Annotated in this window: 12 protein-coding genes; 5 read left to right on the top strand and 7 right to left on the bottom strand. The window is 37.7% G+C overall.

Translation table 11 applies throughout. The annotated features are described in order from the left end of the window. The first annotated feature begins 309 nt into the window (after positions 1 to 309). The 3 genes from AC4CVF_RS05030 (at position 310) to AC4CVF_RS05020 (ending at position 2,226) form a co-directional block, all read left to right on the top strand. Positions 310 to 588 (top strand): CPCC family cysteine-rich protein, encoded by a 279-nt coding sequence (locus AC4CVF_RS05030; protein ID WP_051671060.1) that lies wholly within the window; start codon positions 310 to 312, stop codon positions 586 to 588. Next, positions 566 to 1,597: an RNA 3'-terminal phosphate cyclase gene (gene rtcA, locus AC4CVF_RS05025; RefSeq protein ID WP_490789040.1), complete on the top strand. Its 1,032-nt coding sequence runs from the start codon at positions 566 to 568 to the stop codon at positions 1,595 to 1,597. Before AC4CVF_RS05030 ends, rtcA begins: the two co-directional genes overlap by 23 nt. A gap of 185 nt (positions 1,598 to 1,782) precedes the next feature. Continuing rightward, entirely contained in the window at positions 1,783 to 2,226 is a 444-nt protein-coding gene (locus AC4CVF_RS05020) for a DUF2147 domain-containing protein (protein WP_336954415.1), read from the top strand. 86 nt (positions 2,227 to 2,312) lie between these two features. Here the strand turns inward: AC4CVF_RS05020 and AC4CVF_RS05015 are convergent, their stop codons facing one another. The 4 genes from AC4CVF_RS05015 to pheA form a co-directional block, all read right to left on the bottom strand. Beyond that, the gene (locus AC4CVF_RS05015) at positions 2,313 to 2,897 is read right to left on the bottom strand and encodes a GAD-like domain-containing protein (protein ID WP_490789039.1); all 585 of its coding nucleotides are present in this window, start codon (positions 2,895 to 2,897) and stop codon (positions 2,313 to 2,315) included. 21 nt (positions 2,898 to 2,918) lie between these two features. Then, entirely contained in the window at positions 2,919 to 3,299 is a 381-nt protein-coding gene (locus tag AC4CVF_RS05010) for a hypothetical protein (protein ID WP_490789038.1), read from the bottom strand. A 118-nt stretch (positions 3,300 to 3,417) separates the two neighbouring features. After that, the gene (locus AC4CVF_RS05005) at positions 3,418 to 5,664 is read right to left on the bottom strand and encodes a bifunctional prephenate dehydrogenase/3-phosphoshikimate 1-carboxyvinyltransferase (protein WP_419820259.1); all 2,247 of its coding nucleotides are present in this window, start codon (positions 5,662 to 5,664) and stop codon (positions 3,418 to 3,420) included. A gap of 32 nt (positions 5,665 to 5,696) precedes the next feature. Beyond that, on the bottom strand, positions 5,697 to 6,803 hold the full coding sequence (gene pheA, locus AC4CVF_RS05000) for a prephenate dehydratase (RefSeq protein ID WP_419327737.1): 1,107 nt from the start codon (positions 6,801 to 6,803) through the stop codon (positions 5,697 to 5,699). A 251-nt stretch (positions 6,804 to 7,054) separates the two neighbouring features. Between pheA and AC4CVF_RS04995 the strand changes: the two genes are divergently transcribed. Next, positions 7,055 to 7,573 (top strand): DJ-1/PfpI/YhbO family deglycase/protease, encoded by a 519-nt coding sequence (locus AC4CVF_RS04995; protein WP_336954410.1) that lies wholly within the window; start codon positions 7,055 to 7,057, stop codon positions 7,571 to 7,573. Positions 7,574 to 7,658: 85 nt separating this feature from the next. Here AC4CVF_RS04995 and AC4CVF_RS04990 read toward each other — a convergent pair whose 3' ends face one another. Next, positions 7,659 to 8,801, bottom strand: a complete 1,143-nt coding sequence (locus AC4CVF_RS04990; RefSeq protein ID WP_490789037.1) for an acyl-CoA dehydrogenase family protein — start codon at positions 8,799 to 8,801, stop codon at positions 7,659 to 7,661. A 194-nt stretch (positions 8,802 to 8,995) separates the two neighbouring features. Continuing rightward, positions 8,996 to 9,967, bottom strand: coding sequence for a protease SohB (gene sohB / locus AC4CVF_RS04985; RefSeq protein WP_336954479.1), 972 nt, complete (start codon positions 9,965 to 9,967; stop codon positions 8,996 to 8,998). Positions 9,968 to 10,586: 619 nt separating this feature from the next. On the opposite strand from sohB, the gene AC4CVF_RS04980 reads away from it, so the two are divergent. Then, complete coding sequence (locus AC4CVF_RS04980) at positions 10,587 to 11,933, top strand: dicarboxylate/amino acid:cation symporter (RefSeq protein WP_004719230.1); 1,347 nt, start codon at positions 10,587 to 10,589, stop codon at positions 11,931 to 11,933. 559 nt (positions 11,934 to 12,492) lie between these two features. Here AC4CVF_RS04980 and pstB read toward each other — a convergent pair. Next, positions 12,493 to 13,404, bottom strand: coding sequence for a phosphate ABC transporter ATP-binding protein PstB (gene pstB / locus AC4CVF_RS04975; RefSeq protein ID WP_336954409.1), 912 nt, complete (start codon positions 13,402 to 13,404; stop codon positions 12,493 to 12,495). Positions 13,405 to 13,412: the final 8 nt, after the last annotated feature.

Below are 13,412 nucleotides of genomic sequence, written 5' to 3'. Positions count from 1 at the left end.
AAACCTTTGTGAATCAGAGTGACTATTCACACAGCATTACCACGTACTGACAATATATTTCACCTTTTCTCAAGTGATTCGTCATTTGAGAAAACCCGAACATACTGGGCGAGTGCAAGATCCCCTACCTCCACAACACAGGATTGAAAATAAGGTGTAGTGGCTTGATGAGCGAGCGGGTTAGCTTAAAACTTTAAGCACAAATCAACCCATCACTACGTACAAGGCCAACCTTTGTGAAAGCAAAGTTACAATGCACTGAGCATCACCATGCACTGACAGTATGTTCACCCCTTTTTGGAATTTTTAATGAATTACCCTTGTTCTTGTTGTCATCATTACACGAGAGATCAACCTTCGGGTAATTTTGACTTTGAGATTTGTCCAGTTTGTTTTTGGGAAGATGATCCTGTACAAAATATTCATCCAAATTCAAAAAGTGGTGCAAATGCAATCTCATTAGCAGAAGCACAAGATAATTATCAACAATATGGTGTAAGTGAATTACGGTTTTTAAAACATGTTCGAAAACCGAATGATTTAGAAAGAAATGATGAAGAACAAAATGAACACATTAGTAAAAAATAAAACCATCCAAATTGATGGCTCACAAGGCGAAGGTGGAGGGCAAATTTTAAGAACTGCCCTTTCATTGTCTATGTTAACGGGTATTCCATTTGAGCTTGTGAATATTCGTGCAGGGCGCAAAAAGCCGGGCTTAATGCGACAGCATTTAGTCTGTATACAAGCATCACAACGCATCAGTAATGCCATTGTGGAAGGTGCTGAACTACATTCACAAAAATTATATTTTCAGCCCCAACAAGTTCAGGCGGGTAAATATGATTTTCATATTGGTTCAGCCGGTAGCACAGTATTGGTTTTACAAACACTACTGCCTGCACTGATGATGCAAAATGAAATCAGTCACATCAGTATCCACGGCGGAACACATAATCCAATGGCACCGACTGCAGATTTCATAGAGTCTTGTTTTCTACCTGCTCTTCATAAACTTGGAATAAAGGTTGATTTTGAATGTGAACGTGCTGGTTTCTTTCCAATTGGTGCGGGTCAAATCAATATTACTACTTATCCTTGGATAGATAAGCTTGAATATTCAGTATTAGATAAAGGCAAATTACTGGAAATACGTGGCTATGCCGCTGCCTTAAATATTCAACAGAATATTGCGGATCGTGAACTGGAAGTCTTACATAACAAATTGAGCTTAAGCCAACGTAATAGACTAAATTTTCAAGGGATTAGTCAAGGGAATACAGCTTTTGTGGTGTTAGATTACCAACACCATCAACAAGTATTTTCTGCGTTAGGTGAAATGAAGAAAAGTGCAGAAAAAGTAGCGCATGATTTAGCCAAAGAAGTTAAATCCTTTTTAGCTTGCGATGCTGTGGCTGACGAATATCTAGCAGACCAACTTTTATTACCTTTAGCTTTAGGTAAAGGTGGTGAGTTTACTGCTCAAGTTGTCAGTGAACACACCTCGACACAAGCTGAAATGATTCAAAAATTCTTAGATTGTGAAATTCACTTTGAAGCAATCAATGATATTTTTAAGGTGAGTGTCAGCACATAAGCTTCAGCTATGCTAAATCCAGTTTACAAGCTCATCAATTGCTTATCTTTATGTGCCAATTCATTTTAAATTTCATACTTATTGGCACATTATGTAAATAAATGACCCAACTATTCATTATATAATCAACGCCTTAAATAAGTATGATTTTAAAGTAAAAAATACCCACTTAAGGAATAAGGGAAATGATGAGAGTTTTATTGGGGACAGCATGTATCGCATTTTTAACATCGACAACTTTTGCAGAAGATATCGTGGGAACTTGGCGTTATATCGATGACAAAACTGGTGAAGCAAAGGGACTGGTTAAAATTGAAAAACAAAGTAACGGTACTTATGCGGGTACAGCATTAAAAGCAACACCACGCCCAGGCTACACTCCAAAAGAATTTTGCACCAATTGCCCTGCACCTTATACCAACAAGCCAATTATTGGCTTACAGGTAATCTCTGGGCTAAAGACAGATGATCATGTGAGTTATACTGATGGGAAAATTATTGACCCAGTTTCAGGTAAAATCTATCGCTTAAAAGGTAAAGTCAGCCCAAATGGCAAGAAACTATTTCTTCGTGGATATTTAGGTATTTCAGCAGTAGGTCGTAGCCAAACATGGTTACGTGTCGAGTAATAGCATAATTTAATTCATAATAGAAATGACAGTTTTATCTCAATCAAACTGTCATTTCTAAGCATCTATTTTGAATGATTTTTAAATCAGTTATTCACAGCAAGTTGATATAAAAAATCTAAATGTGTGGCAGCATCACCCTTATCTAAATTGAGATCACTGGCACGCCCACCCAATCTCAGTGCAGGAAGATAACAATACATTTGATTATCAGTTAATTTACCATATTGAGTTTGCGCCTTTACTAAGGCTGATTTTTCTAAAAATTGCTCAATGATCTCATCATCACAAATCCAGTCATTAAAAAAATCTGTTAATGACCAAGCTGTTACCCCAATATCCGAGTTGTGCGGGTCGATAAAGGATACATCCTCATCGCCATCTTCGCTTAATAAACGATAATAAAACACCAAACCAAATGCCGAAATAGCAATGGGTAATCGGGTCATATCAGGTTGATCTTTCATTAACCATGACCAAAGTACATCTTGATAAAGCTCAGGGTTAATGATCTGTAGCAAACCATTACCATAGAAGCCAAAACCATGATTTTGCCAAAGCTCTAAGAGCGCTTCAGGTAAATATGCTTGATATTTTTTTACAGTTTCAGGGCTTACTGTGTTTCCCGCCTGATCTACTGAAAATTTATTGATAAATGTTTGTAATTGCATAAGTATCTTCTTTAGCCCTGCTTATACTTTCCATTCAAATCCACTAAACGCATCATCTTCTTTTAATGTATTTTCTACAGCATTTGCCAATTGCTTAATCATGCTCTGGGTTGCAATCTTCTTAAACCATGCTTGTTCTTCATCAGCATGGGCTGAAATTTCACAAGTTAATAATCCTTGATCATTTAAATGACAATTAACCCCCAAACCAATTGGATGATTTTCTACGCTGACAGCAAGGTCTTCATCGGAGTATGTTGTTTCCGCTTTAAAGCCATATTGAGACAGTTGTTTTAACAACAAAGTCGTCACATATTCCTGAGTGACATAACATACATTTTCACCATGGTTGTGACTGTTAATATGATTCTCACAGTTTGCTGTAAATTGTAATGTTCTCATTGCTTCATCCAAAAGGCTTTATAGTTGTATGGTTTTAGAATAAGCAATATAAACAAAACAGCCAAGCATTTGCTTGGCTGTTTTTAATTAATTATACAAATATTAGACAAGGACTGATTTATTCCGTGACTTCAATCTGAAGCCCCGCCTGATTGGTGAGTTCAGTAAATGTGGGGAAACTTGTTGCTACTGTTTCAGTGCCAATAATCTTAATCTCGCCAGAGTTACGTAAACCCGCCATCGAAAAACTCATTGCAATACGATGGTCATGGTGCGATTCAATTTCACCGCCAGAGAAAATAGCAGACCAGTCGCCCGATTTACCTTTTCCTTCAATGATGATGCCATCATCAGTTGGCGTACAATCAATCCCCATGGTTTTTAAACCATCTGCCATCACTTGGATACGATCAGACTCTTTAACCCGTAATTCGGCAGCACCTGTTAACACCGTTTTCCCTTCAGCACATGCAGCAGCAATAAACAAAGATGGAAACTCATCAATTGCCAACGGTACTTGATCTTCAGGCATATGAATGCCTTTCAGTGTACGGGTACCACGGATACGTATATCAGCAATCGGCTCACCGCCTGCAATTCGTTCATTTTCAACAGTTAAGTCTGCACCCATTTGCTTAAGGATTTCGATTACACCTGTACGAGTTGGATTAATCCCAACAGCTTCAAGGGTAATATCTGAACCTTCAGTAATGGCAGCACCCACCATAAAAAATGCAGCAGAAGAAATATCAGAAGGCACTTGAATCTCTGTCCCAACCAACTTGCCACCACCTTGTAGTGAAATATGGTTACCTTCCGTTTTCACAGCATAACCAAAAGCACGTAACATACGCTCAGTATGGTCACGGGTTGGTTCAGGTTCAGTCACAGAGGTTTCTCCCTCTGCCCATAGACCTGCCAATAAAATTCCAGATTTGACTTGCGCAGATGCCATTGGCAAATCGTAATGAATCCCTTTCAGTGCTTGAGCGCCAGTGATAGAAACAGGCGGAGTACCACGTTCACCCGTGGTTTGAATTTGCGCACCCATTTCACGTAAAGGTTTTGCAATACGCTCCATTGGACGCTTAGACAAAGACGCATCACCCGTCATCACAGAGTCAAACTGTTGTGCTGAAAGCATGCCTGAAAGCAAACGCATCGATGTACCAGAATTACCCATGTACAGTGCCGTTTTGGGTGCTTTTAAACCATGAATACCCACACCATGTATGATCACTTCACCATTTTTAGGGCCTTCAATACTGACACCCATATCACGAAATGCTTGAAGTGTTGCTAAAGCATCTTCACCTTCTAGGAAACCTGTAACATGGGTTGTACCTTCAGCGATTGCACCAAACATGATGGAACGATGTGACACTGACTTGTCACCCGGCACGGTAAATTTACCTTTAAATGTCTTCTCACCCGGCAAAATGGTAAATTGTTGTGTCACCTTATTTTTCTCCATCAAAGGTTTATTGGCGAGCATATGATTGAAATGCTGTCGTGCCGCTTGTGCATGTCCTAGCAATCCCATCAGGGCTTGTGAATTCTCATCTTCAATCAGTTGACGTAATGTCGCAAGTTGCGTTTCAAAACCATCAACTGCTTTCAATATGGCTGTTTTATTGGCAAAAAATATATCATGCCACATCTGCGGATCACTGGCAGCAATACGTGAGAAGTCACGAAAACCTCCAGCGGCATAACGGAAAATATCTAGGTTATCTTCACGATTTGCAAGCTGTTCGACCAGATTAAATGCCATCAGATGCGGTAAATGACTGGTATGTGCCAACACTTCATCATGTTTGTCCACATCCATACAAATGACTTCAGCTTTTGCAGCCTGCCAAAGCTGAATCAGTTTTTCAACTGCCCAATCAGCACTAGTCGGCAACGGCGTTAGGATCACTTTATGATTTACAAACAAGTCAACTTTACCGGCATGGACACCTGTATGTTCTGCGCCAGCAATTGGATGACCAGGTACAAAACCTACAGGAAGATTTTCACCATAAACAGCATGTGCCGCAGCCACCACATTCCCTTTGGTACTTCCGACATCGGTAATGATGGCATTTTCAGAAACATAAGCTTGAATCGTTTCAAGTACTTTCTGTGTCGCGCGAACGGGTAAAGCCAGAACGATTAAATCTGCATCTTTTACAGCGTCTACAGGATCACTAAAACCCGCAGAAATAATTCCTAAAGCTTTTGCATCTTCCAATGTTTTTTTTGAGCGTGTTGATGCAACAACATTTTCAGCAAGATGTTCCGCTGCAATCACACGGGCTAGACTTGAACCAATCAATCCAAGTCCAATAAAAGCAACTTTTTTAAATAAAGGTTGTGACATAACGATTTTGAACTACCTATTTCACAACGACATCAAAGCACAGCAATCGGATATGAACCCAGTACACGTACTTCTTTAACCAGTGGGCGAATATCTTCAATCGCCGCTTTAACATTGTCCTGTTCCACATGACCTTCAAGATCAATGAAGAATACATAAGCCCATTTTTCAGGTAATGCTGGACGGGTTTCAATACTGGTCAAACTAATGTTGTGTTTTGCAAATGGTGCAAGAATTTCCAATAAAGCCCCTGCACGGTCATGTGCTGAAATCAGTAATGAGGTTTTATCATTGCCACTTTGTGGTACTTTTTCACGACCAATGACCAAGAATCGTGTGGTATTTTCAGGATTATCTTCAATATTGCCGTGGAGAACCTCTAAGTCGTAAATACTTGCAGCCACATCAGATGCAATTGCTGCTGAATGCCATTCATTGCGTATACGGCGAGCAGCCTCTGCATTTGAGCTTAAAGCTACACGTTCTACACCCGGATAATGTGCATCCAACCACTTACGACATTGCGCAAGGGTTTGTTGATGTGCATAAATTTGTTTAATACTGTCTTTACGGGTATTTGAAGAAATCAGGAATTGGTGATGAATACGCAATTCAACTTCACCAATCACATTTAAATGTGATGCTTTAAAACAGTCTAAAGTATGGTTGACTACACCTTCAGATGAGTTTTCAACTGGAACTAAACCATAATGTGCACTGCTCGCTTCAACTTCACGGAACACTTCATCGATCGTTGGTAGTGGACGAACCACAGCATCCTGACCAAAATGTTTTAATACAGCAGAATGTGTATAAGTGCCGACTGGACCTAAAAATGCAATACTTTGTGGTGCTTCAAGTGCCAAACATGCAGACATAATTTCACGGAATAAACGTGCCATGGTTTGATCTGACAATGGCCCTTCATTGCGCTCCATAACTTGACGTAAAACCTGTGCTTCACGTTCAGGACGATAAAATAACGGATTCTCTTCTGCTGCAAATTTTGCTTTAGCAACTGATTCGGCCAGTTTTGCACGGCGATTGATAAGTTGTTGGATTTGCTGATCTACAGAGTCAATATCTTCACGGATTTGAGCAAGATCTAGAGAAGTCGTTTTTTGATCATCGTTGATCATTGTTATGTCGCCCTTTAAAGTCGAGAATTACGAGAAGTCTATGTTTTAGACCACTGACAGTATAACAATAGTTCAGTTTAATTTGTTGGGCAATAGTGCATTTTTCAATGTTTCACTTCCAACTTATATATTGAATAAAATGTCATCACTTTATAAATTTTCTGACCACAAAATGAATTACAAAGCAGCTATAGAATTTTAAACATTGCGCTCTATGATAAAAAGCATAAGCGCATTTCGAGTCATAGAATATGAATAAAAAAATCGCTGTTCTCATTACCCATGATTTCGAAGATGCGGAATATCATCATCCCGTTGAAGCTTTTCGAGCTGCAAGCCATTCTGTGCGCAATATTGAAAAGTCTGCGGGGAATATTGTGTATAGCAAACAAAGAAAATCTTCGGTCAGTATAGATTTAGGCATTGATGAAATCTCTGTTCGGGATTTTGATGCGCTGATGATTCCGGGTGGCTATTCCCCTTATCATCTTAAAGAAGATGAACGCTTTATTGATTTTTTACGTAATTTTGCCAATGCGCAAAAACCTATTTTTTTATGTTGTTACAGTAGCCATTTGCTTATCGATGCACAAATTGCCATTGGACGGCGCTTAACCTCAATTGAAGATATCCTCAAAGAACTTAAAGAAGCTGGCGCTGTGGTTTTTGATCGCGAAGTGGTAAACGACAACAATTTATATATTTCTTCACGTTCAACTTTTGAGTTACCTATCTTTATCAATGAATGTTTAAATGTATTAAGTGCTTAATCCTTAAACCTTGATAATAAAAAACCTTCTTTAAATAAAGAAGGTTTTTTATTTGAATACTTTATCGTTGCTATTTATTTATGCATTATCGACCAATGATGCCACGCGCCACGATTTCTTTCATGATTTCATTTGTTCCACCATAAATACGCTGAATACGTGCATCTACAAAGAAACGAGAAATTGGATATTCCGTCATATAGCCATAACCACCAAACAGTTGTAACAAGCTATCGATGATTTTCATCTGCATATCAGTACTAAAACTTTTTAAAGCCGCTGCTGTTTCAACATCCAATTTACTTTGTTTATATAAAGCTAAATTTTGGTTATAGAATGCTGCTGTTGCCAACTCATCAATTTTTGCTTGAGCCAAAACAAAACGCGTATTTTGGAAGCTGCCAATTTTCTGACCAAATGCTTGACGTTCCTGTACATACTGAGTGGTAATATCGATTGCACCACGAATTGCACCAAGTGCCGTTGCTGCAATTGCAGTACGTTCACGAGGTAACTCTTGCATCAAATAGGCAAAACCTTGACCTGCGGTACCTAACAATTGATTTGCTGGAACTTTAACATTATCAAAGAACAGTTCTGAGGTATCTTGCGAATGCAAACCAATTTTATCGAGGTTGGTGCCCTTTTTAAATCCATCTAGATGTGTATCAACCAATAAAAGTGACACACCTTTTGCACGCGCTTGTGGATCAGTTTTTGCTGCCAATACCACTAAATCTGCATGCTGACCATTTGAAATAAACGTTTTAGAACCATTCAAAATATAATGGTCACCATTTAAAATTGCACTACTACGCATCCCTTGTAAGTCTGAACCCGCGCCCGGTTCCGTCATCCCTATTGCGCCCACCACTTCACCTGACACCATTTTCGGTAACCAGTATTGTTTTTGTTCTTCGTTGGCAATATGCAAAATATAAGGAGCTGCTATTTCTGAATGACATGAAATTGCGGTAGACAAGGCACCATAGCCTGCACGTGCAGACTCTTCAACTAACATCAATGAATATTCAGTTGGAACGCCGTAACCACCATACGCTTCAGGCACATCCACACAAAGATAGCCATTTTCACCCAATAATGACCATACTGAACGTGGCATTAAACCTTCTTTTTCCCATTGCTCATAAAATGGAGCAACGTGTTCACTCATAAAACGTTTAAAGTTATCACGAAAAAGTTCTAAATCTGCATCATATGCCAACATGTCTTGTATTCCTTTCAATCTGAGTTTTTGATTTTATGATCCCTAGCATGCTAATCATTTTTTACGGACTTGTCATGACCACATGAGGTCATTTTTTCTGAGCATTTTTGCGAATAAAGAAAAGACTTTTCTATAAAAAAAGAGTAATCAGCTTTCACCAATTACTCTTTAGGTTGTCAATAAACAATTAAAACTTAGAATTTATCGTCTTTAAACATCGGTAAAGAAGAATTTAGCTTGGTGATCTCACTCATCAATTTATTCACGACAGATGGAATTAAGGCATCTGCCATTTGTGCAGCCTGCAAACCTAACTTCTCGCCAAGTGTTGGCTTACGACGTGTTTGAATCACATATACATCATGTTGTGGCAGTAAGCTCAGCAAATATTCATCTGAAGTTTGCAATTTATCCACTAAATTTAAATTACGCGCATCTTCACCATACCAATGTTCACCTGTAGCAACTTTTTCCACATTGAGTTGTGGGCGATATTTTTCAACAAAATGCTTAAATAATTGATGTGTTTGTTGTAACTCTTCTTCAAATTTTGCTTTACCTTCTGGAGTGTTTTCACCAAACATCGTCACAGTACGTTTAAACTGACCAGCAGTATATAGCTCAAAATCAACATGATGCTCTTTCAACAGTCTATTAAAATTGGGCACTTGAGCAACAACACCAATCGAACCAACCACAGCAAAAGGTGCAGAGACGATTTCACTTGCGATACATGCCATCATATAACCGCCACTCGCAGCTACTTTATCCACACAAATCGTCAGATTAAAGCCTGCATCACGTAAACGAACTAATTGTGCAGCTGCAAGACCATAACCATGCACCATACCACCTGGGCTTTCTAAACGTACGATGACACGATCACGCCCTGCTTTTGCTGTCGCAAGAATTAAGGTAATTTCTTCTCGTAAATTCTCAACCGCTGAAGCTTGTACATCTCCTTTAAAATCCAATACATAGATTTTTTGATTATTCTTTTTACGTATACGAGCTTCTTTTACAAACTGTTGAGTCAGTTGAAACAGTTCCAATTTCGATGCAGTAGACTGAGCAATTCTTTTTCTTTGCTCATTAATTCGAGCATTTAAATGACTAATGCGAAGTTCTGCGGGTACTTTAGGTAAATGGAATAACATAGAATTTATAATCTCGAATATTTGAGGAAATGCTTTTCTAATAAGATGCGGACGGATCAGGTAAATTTCAATACACTTTTTGAAAAATTCGACAAAGCTAAACTCACTTAGGCTATATAAAGTATAAAAGTCGGTCTTATTAAGACTTTTGAAAATACAATAACCAAATTTAAGTTATGAATAATATAGCTTTTTTTTATACTTTAAAACGCATTAAAATTCGAGTAAAGATGCACATCGTGAATAAATTAAGATTTTATTAATAGTTTTTACATCTAAGTTAAGCTTTGATGATTTCATTATATTCAGCGACTTTATCTTGAAAATAAGCCAAATGCCACTTAGTAGAACTTTTGCTGGCTTTTCTTATGACAAATTCACATAAAAAAACATAGACATGTTTATATCAAACGAATAATACAAATAAACATATATCACACATTTTTAAAATTTATATTAGCTTATTTAGCAGCTCTTTTTATCTAAATAACATATTTGTTATTTTGATTAAACTATTTAAAATCAACACGTTAAAAAGAATAATTACATTTTTAAAATTTATGAACATTTGCATGTCATTTCTTTAAAAAATGTTTAATTTTATCAACATCAAGGATAAGGATTGAGTATGGATATCTCCTCACACGATGAACACCTACCCCCTAAAAAACAAAAGTTTTATCAAATCCTCTATGTTCAGGTTATTTTTGCCATTGTACTTGGTATCCTTCTTGGACACTTTTGGCCAGATATTGGTGCAAGTTTAAAACCATTAGGTGATGCATTTATTAAACTGGTCAAAATGATTATTGCACCTGTTATTTTCTTGACGGTTGTCACTGGAATATCAGGCATGAAACATATGGGAACTGTAGGACGAGTAACCGGTAAAGCGATGCTTTATTTCCTAACATTCTCTACACTCGCATTAATCGTCGGGATGATTGTTGCCAATATTATTAAACCAGGACAAGGTTTAAATATTGACCCTACATCATTAAAATCAGAGAAAGTTGTTGAGTACGCTGAAAAAGCACATGACGCTTCGATTGTCGACTTCTTGCTGAATATTCTTCCAACAACCATCGTTAGCCCATTAACCAGTGGTGATATTCTACAAGTTCTATTTGTTGCCGTATTATTTGGTTTATCCTTAGCTGCGGTAGGCGAAAAAGGTCAACCGATTGTAGACTTCTTAAACAACCTTACAGCACCTGTATTCCATTTAGTTGGAATGCTGATGAAATTTGCTCCGATTGGTGCTTTTGGTGCAATGGCATTTACAATTGGTAAGTATGGTATTGAAAGTATTGGAAATCTTTTACTTTTGATTATGACGTTCTATATCACGGCCTTACTCTTTATTTTGGTTATTTTGGGTGCAGTGGCGCGCTACAATGGATTTAGAATTACAGATCTAATTCGCTATATCAAAGATGAATTATGGTTAGTTTTAGGGACCAGTTCATCTGAAGCCGCACTTCCATCATTGATGCGTAAAATGGAAAAAGCAGGCTGCGAAAAATCCGTAGTCGGCTTGGTTATTCCTACTGGTTATTCATTTAACCTAGATGGTACCAACATCTATATGACGATGGCGGCGCTCTTTATTGCACAAGCCTGCAATATCGATTTGAGTATTCAAGACCAAATCTTATTATTGCTCGTTGCAATGCTAAGCTCTAAAGGCGCTGCTGGTGTTACAGGTGCTGGATTTATTACATTAGCAGCCACATTATCTGTTGTTCCTGCAGTTCCTGTTGCAGGTATGGCTTTAATTCTAGGTATTGACCGCTTTATGTCTGAATGCCGTGCACTGACCAATTTAGTCGGTAATGCGTGTGCAACGATTGTTGTGGCACGTTGGGACAATGCTTTAGACAAAGACAAACTGGCTGCTGCATTCGCTCATCCGAGTAAAGCACACTATGACGCTAAAGCAGTTGAACAACATCGTGAAGATCCAATCGATTAAAAACATACTATAAGCAATCTTGGTAATAAGAAGGAGCTTTTGAGCTCCTTTTTTATATAAAGCAACTATGAATAGCTCAGAAAATTACAAATAACAATCAACTGCTATTCGCATATAAAATAAAGCCCTAACTGAAAAATATGTTTAATACACAAAGTTTAAAATGATGTATGTCTTAAAAAAGCCTTTGTCTAATTTCCCGCTCTTATAAGCTCAAATAATTAAGCATTTATTTCATGGCACTTATATTGAAATACGAACGCATAGCTCATCTATTCCTACCTCTTAAATTATTTAGCCTTACCCATTCTTATTAAATTGGTTTTATTAAAAAATACTAGACTTAACTAAAACTGCATTACATCCCTATTTCAGCACCCAACAAAGAAAAGATTTAGACAATCAATTTATTATTTGGCAGCTTAGGTTTTTAATTTTTTTATCTACCATTCTCATAAATTTAATTCATTGTCTCAAATTTTTATATGCTTTATCTATAGAAAAAGAGCCTTACGGCTCTTTAATTTCACAACTAAACTGGACTTAATCAGTGCTCGACTTAACCAAAACGACCAGTAATATAAGCTTCAGTCAATTGGTGATCTGGTTGAGTAAAGACTTTCTCTGTAGAGTTCACTTCGATTAAGTCTCCTAAATGAAAGTAGGCTGTACGGTCAGAGACACGTGCTGCTTGTTGCATGGAGTGGGTTACAATTGCGATTGTATATTGTGCAGAAAGCTCAGAGATTAACTCCTCAACTTTTGCTGTCGCAATCGGATCAAGTGCAGAACATGGTTCATCCATTAAAATCACGTCTGGGCTTACAGCAATTGTTCGCGCAATACACAAACGTTGTTGCTGACCACCAGAAAGACCTGTGCCTGGCTGACTTAAACGATCTTTAACTTCATCCCACAAACCTGCTTTACGCAAACTATTTTCAACAATCTCTTCTAAATCATACTTATCTTTGGCTAAACCATGTAGTTTAGGCCCATAAGCAACATTATCAAAAATTGATTTAGGAAACGGGTTTGGTTTTTGAAATACCATTCCGACTTGAGCACGAAGCAATACAACATCTAGATTTGGATCATAAATATCTTGATTATCTAAACGCACTTTACCTGTTACACGACAAGTATCAATCGTATCATTCATACGGTTTAAGGTGCGTAAAAATGTTGATTTACCACAACCTGATGGACCAATAAATGCAATCACTTCATTTTCATAAACTTGAAGATCAATACCCTTAATCGCTTCAGCTTCACCATAGTAAACATGCACATCTTCAGCACTAATTTTCACAGTTGTATTTTTTTCTTTCTTCGGCGTCGAAGACTCAAACTGGGATACAAAAGAAGTGCTTGCTTGCTTTTGCTTACTGTCAGTCGATGTAAATTGAGATTGTTCAGAATTCACGGTTGTATCCTGTCTTAAGGAATTTTTAGTTTCTACAGTATTCATCTCTATTC

Source organism: Acinetobacter sp. LipI_19 (genome assembly GCF_058242925.1).
This window is presented reverse-complemented; position numbering and strand designations above follow the sequence as displayed.

Bases quoted from the DNA above. Each gene is read 5' to 3' on its own strand.
- AC4CVF_RS05030 (WP_051671060.1), top strand. From the start codon at position 310: ATGAATTACCCTTGTTCTTGTTGTCATCATTACACGAGAGATCAACCT.
- rtcA (WP_490789040.1), top strand. From the start codon at position 566: ATGAACACATTAGTAAAAAATAAAACCATCCAAATTGATGGCTCACAA.
- AC4CVF_RS05020 (WP_336954415.1), top strand. From the start codon at position 1,783: ATGATGAGAGTTTTATTGGGGACAGCATGTATCGCATTTTTAACATCG.
- AC4CVF_RS05015 (WP_490789039.1), bottom strand. From the start codon at position 2,897: ATGCAATTACAAACATTTATCAATAAATTTTCAGTAGATCAGGCGGGA.
- AC4CVF_RS05010 (WP_490789038.1), bottom strand. From the start codon at position 3,299: ATGAGAACATTACAATTTACAGCAAACTGTGAGAATCATATTAACAGT.
- AC4CVF_RS05005 (WP_419820259.1), bottom strand. From the start codon at position 5,664: ATGTCACAACCTTTATTTAAAAAAGTTGCTTTTATTGGACTTGGATTG.
- pheA (WP_419327737.1), bottom strand. From the start codon at position 6,803: ATGATCAACGATGATCAAAAAACGACTTCTCTAGATCTTGCTCAAATC.
- AC4CVF_RS04995 (WP_336954410.1), top strand. From the start codon at position 7,055: ATGAATAAAAAAATCGCTGTTCTCATTACCCATGATTTCGAAGATGCG.
- AC4CVF_RS04990 (WP_490789037.1), bottom strand. From the start codon at position 8,801: ATGTTGGCATATGATGCAGATTTAGAACTTTTTCGTGATAACTTTAAA.
- AC4CVF_RS04980 (WP_004719230.1), top strand. From the start codon at position 10,587: ATGGATATCTCCTCACACGATGAACACCTACCCCCTAAAAAACAAAAG.
- pstB (WP_336954409.1), bottom strand. From the start codon at position 13,404: ATGAATACTGTAGAAACTAAAAATTCCTTAAGACAGGATACAACCGTG.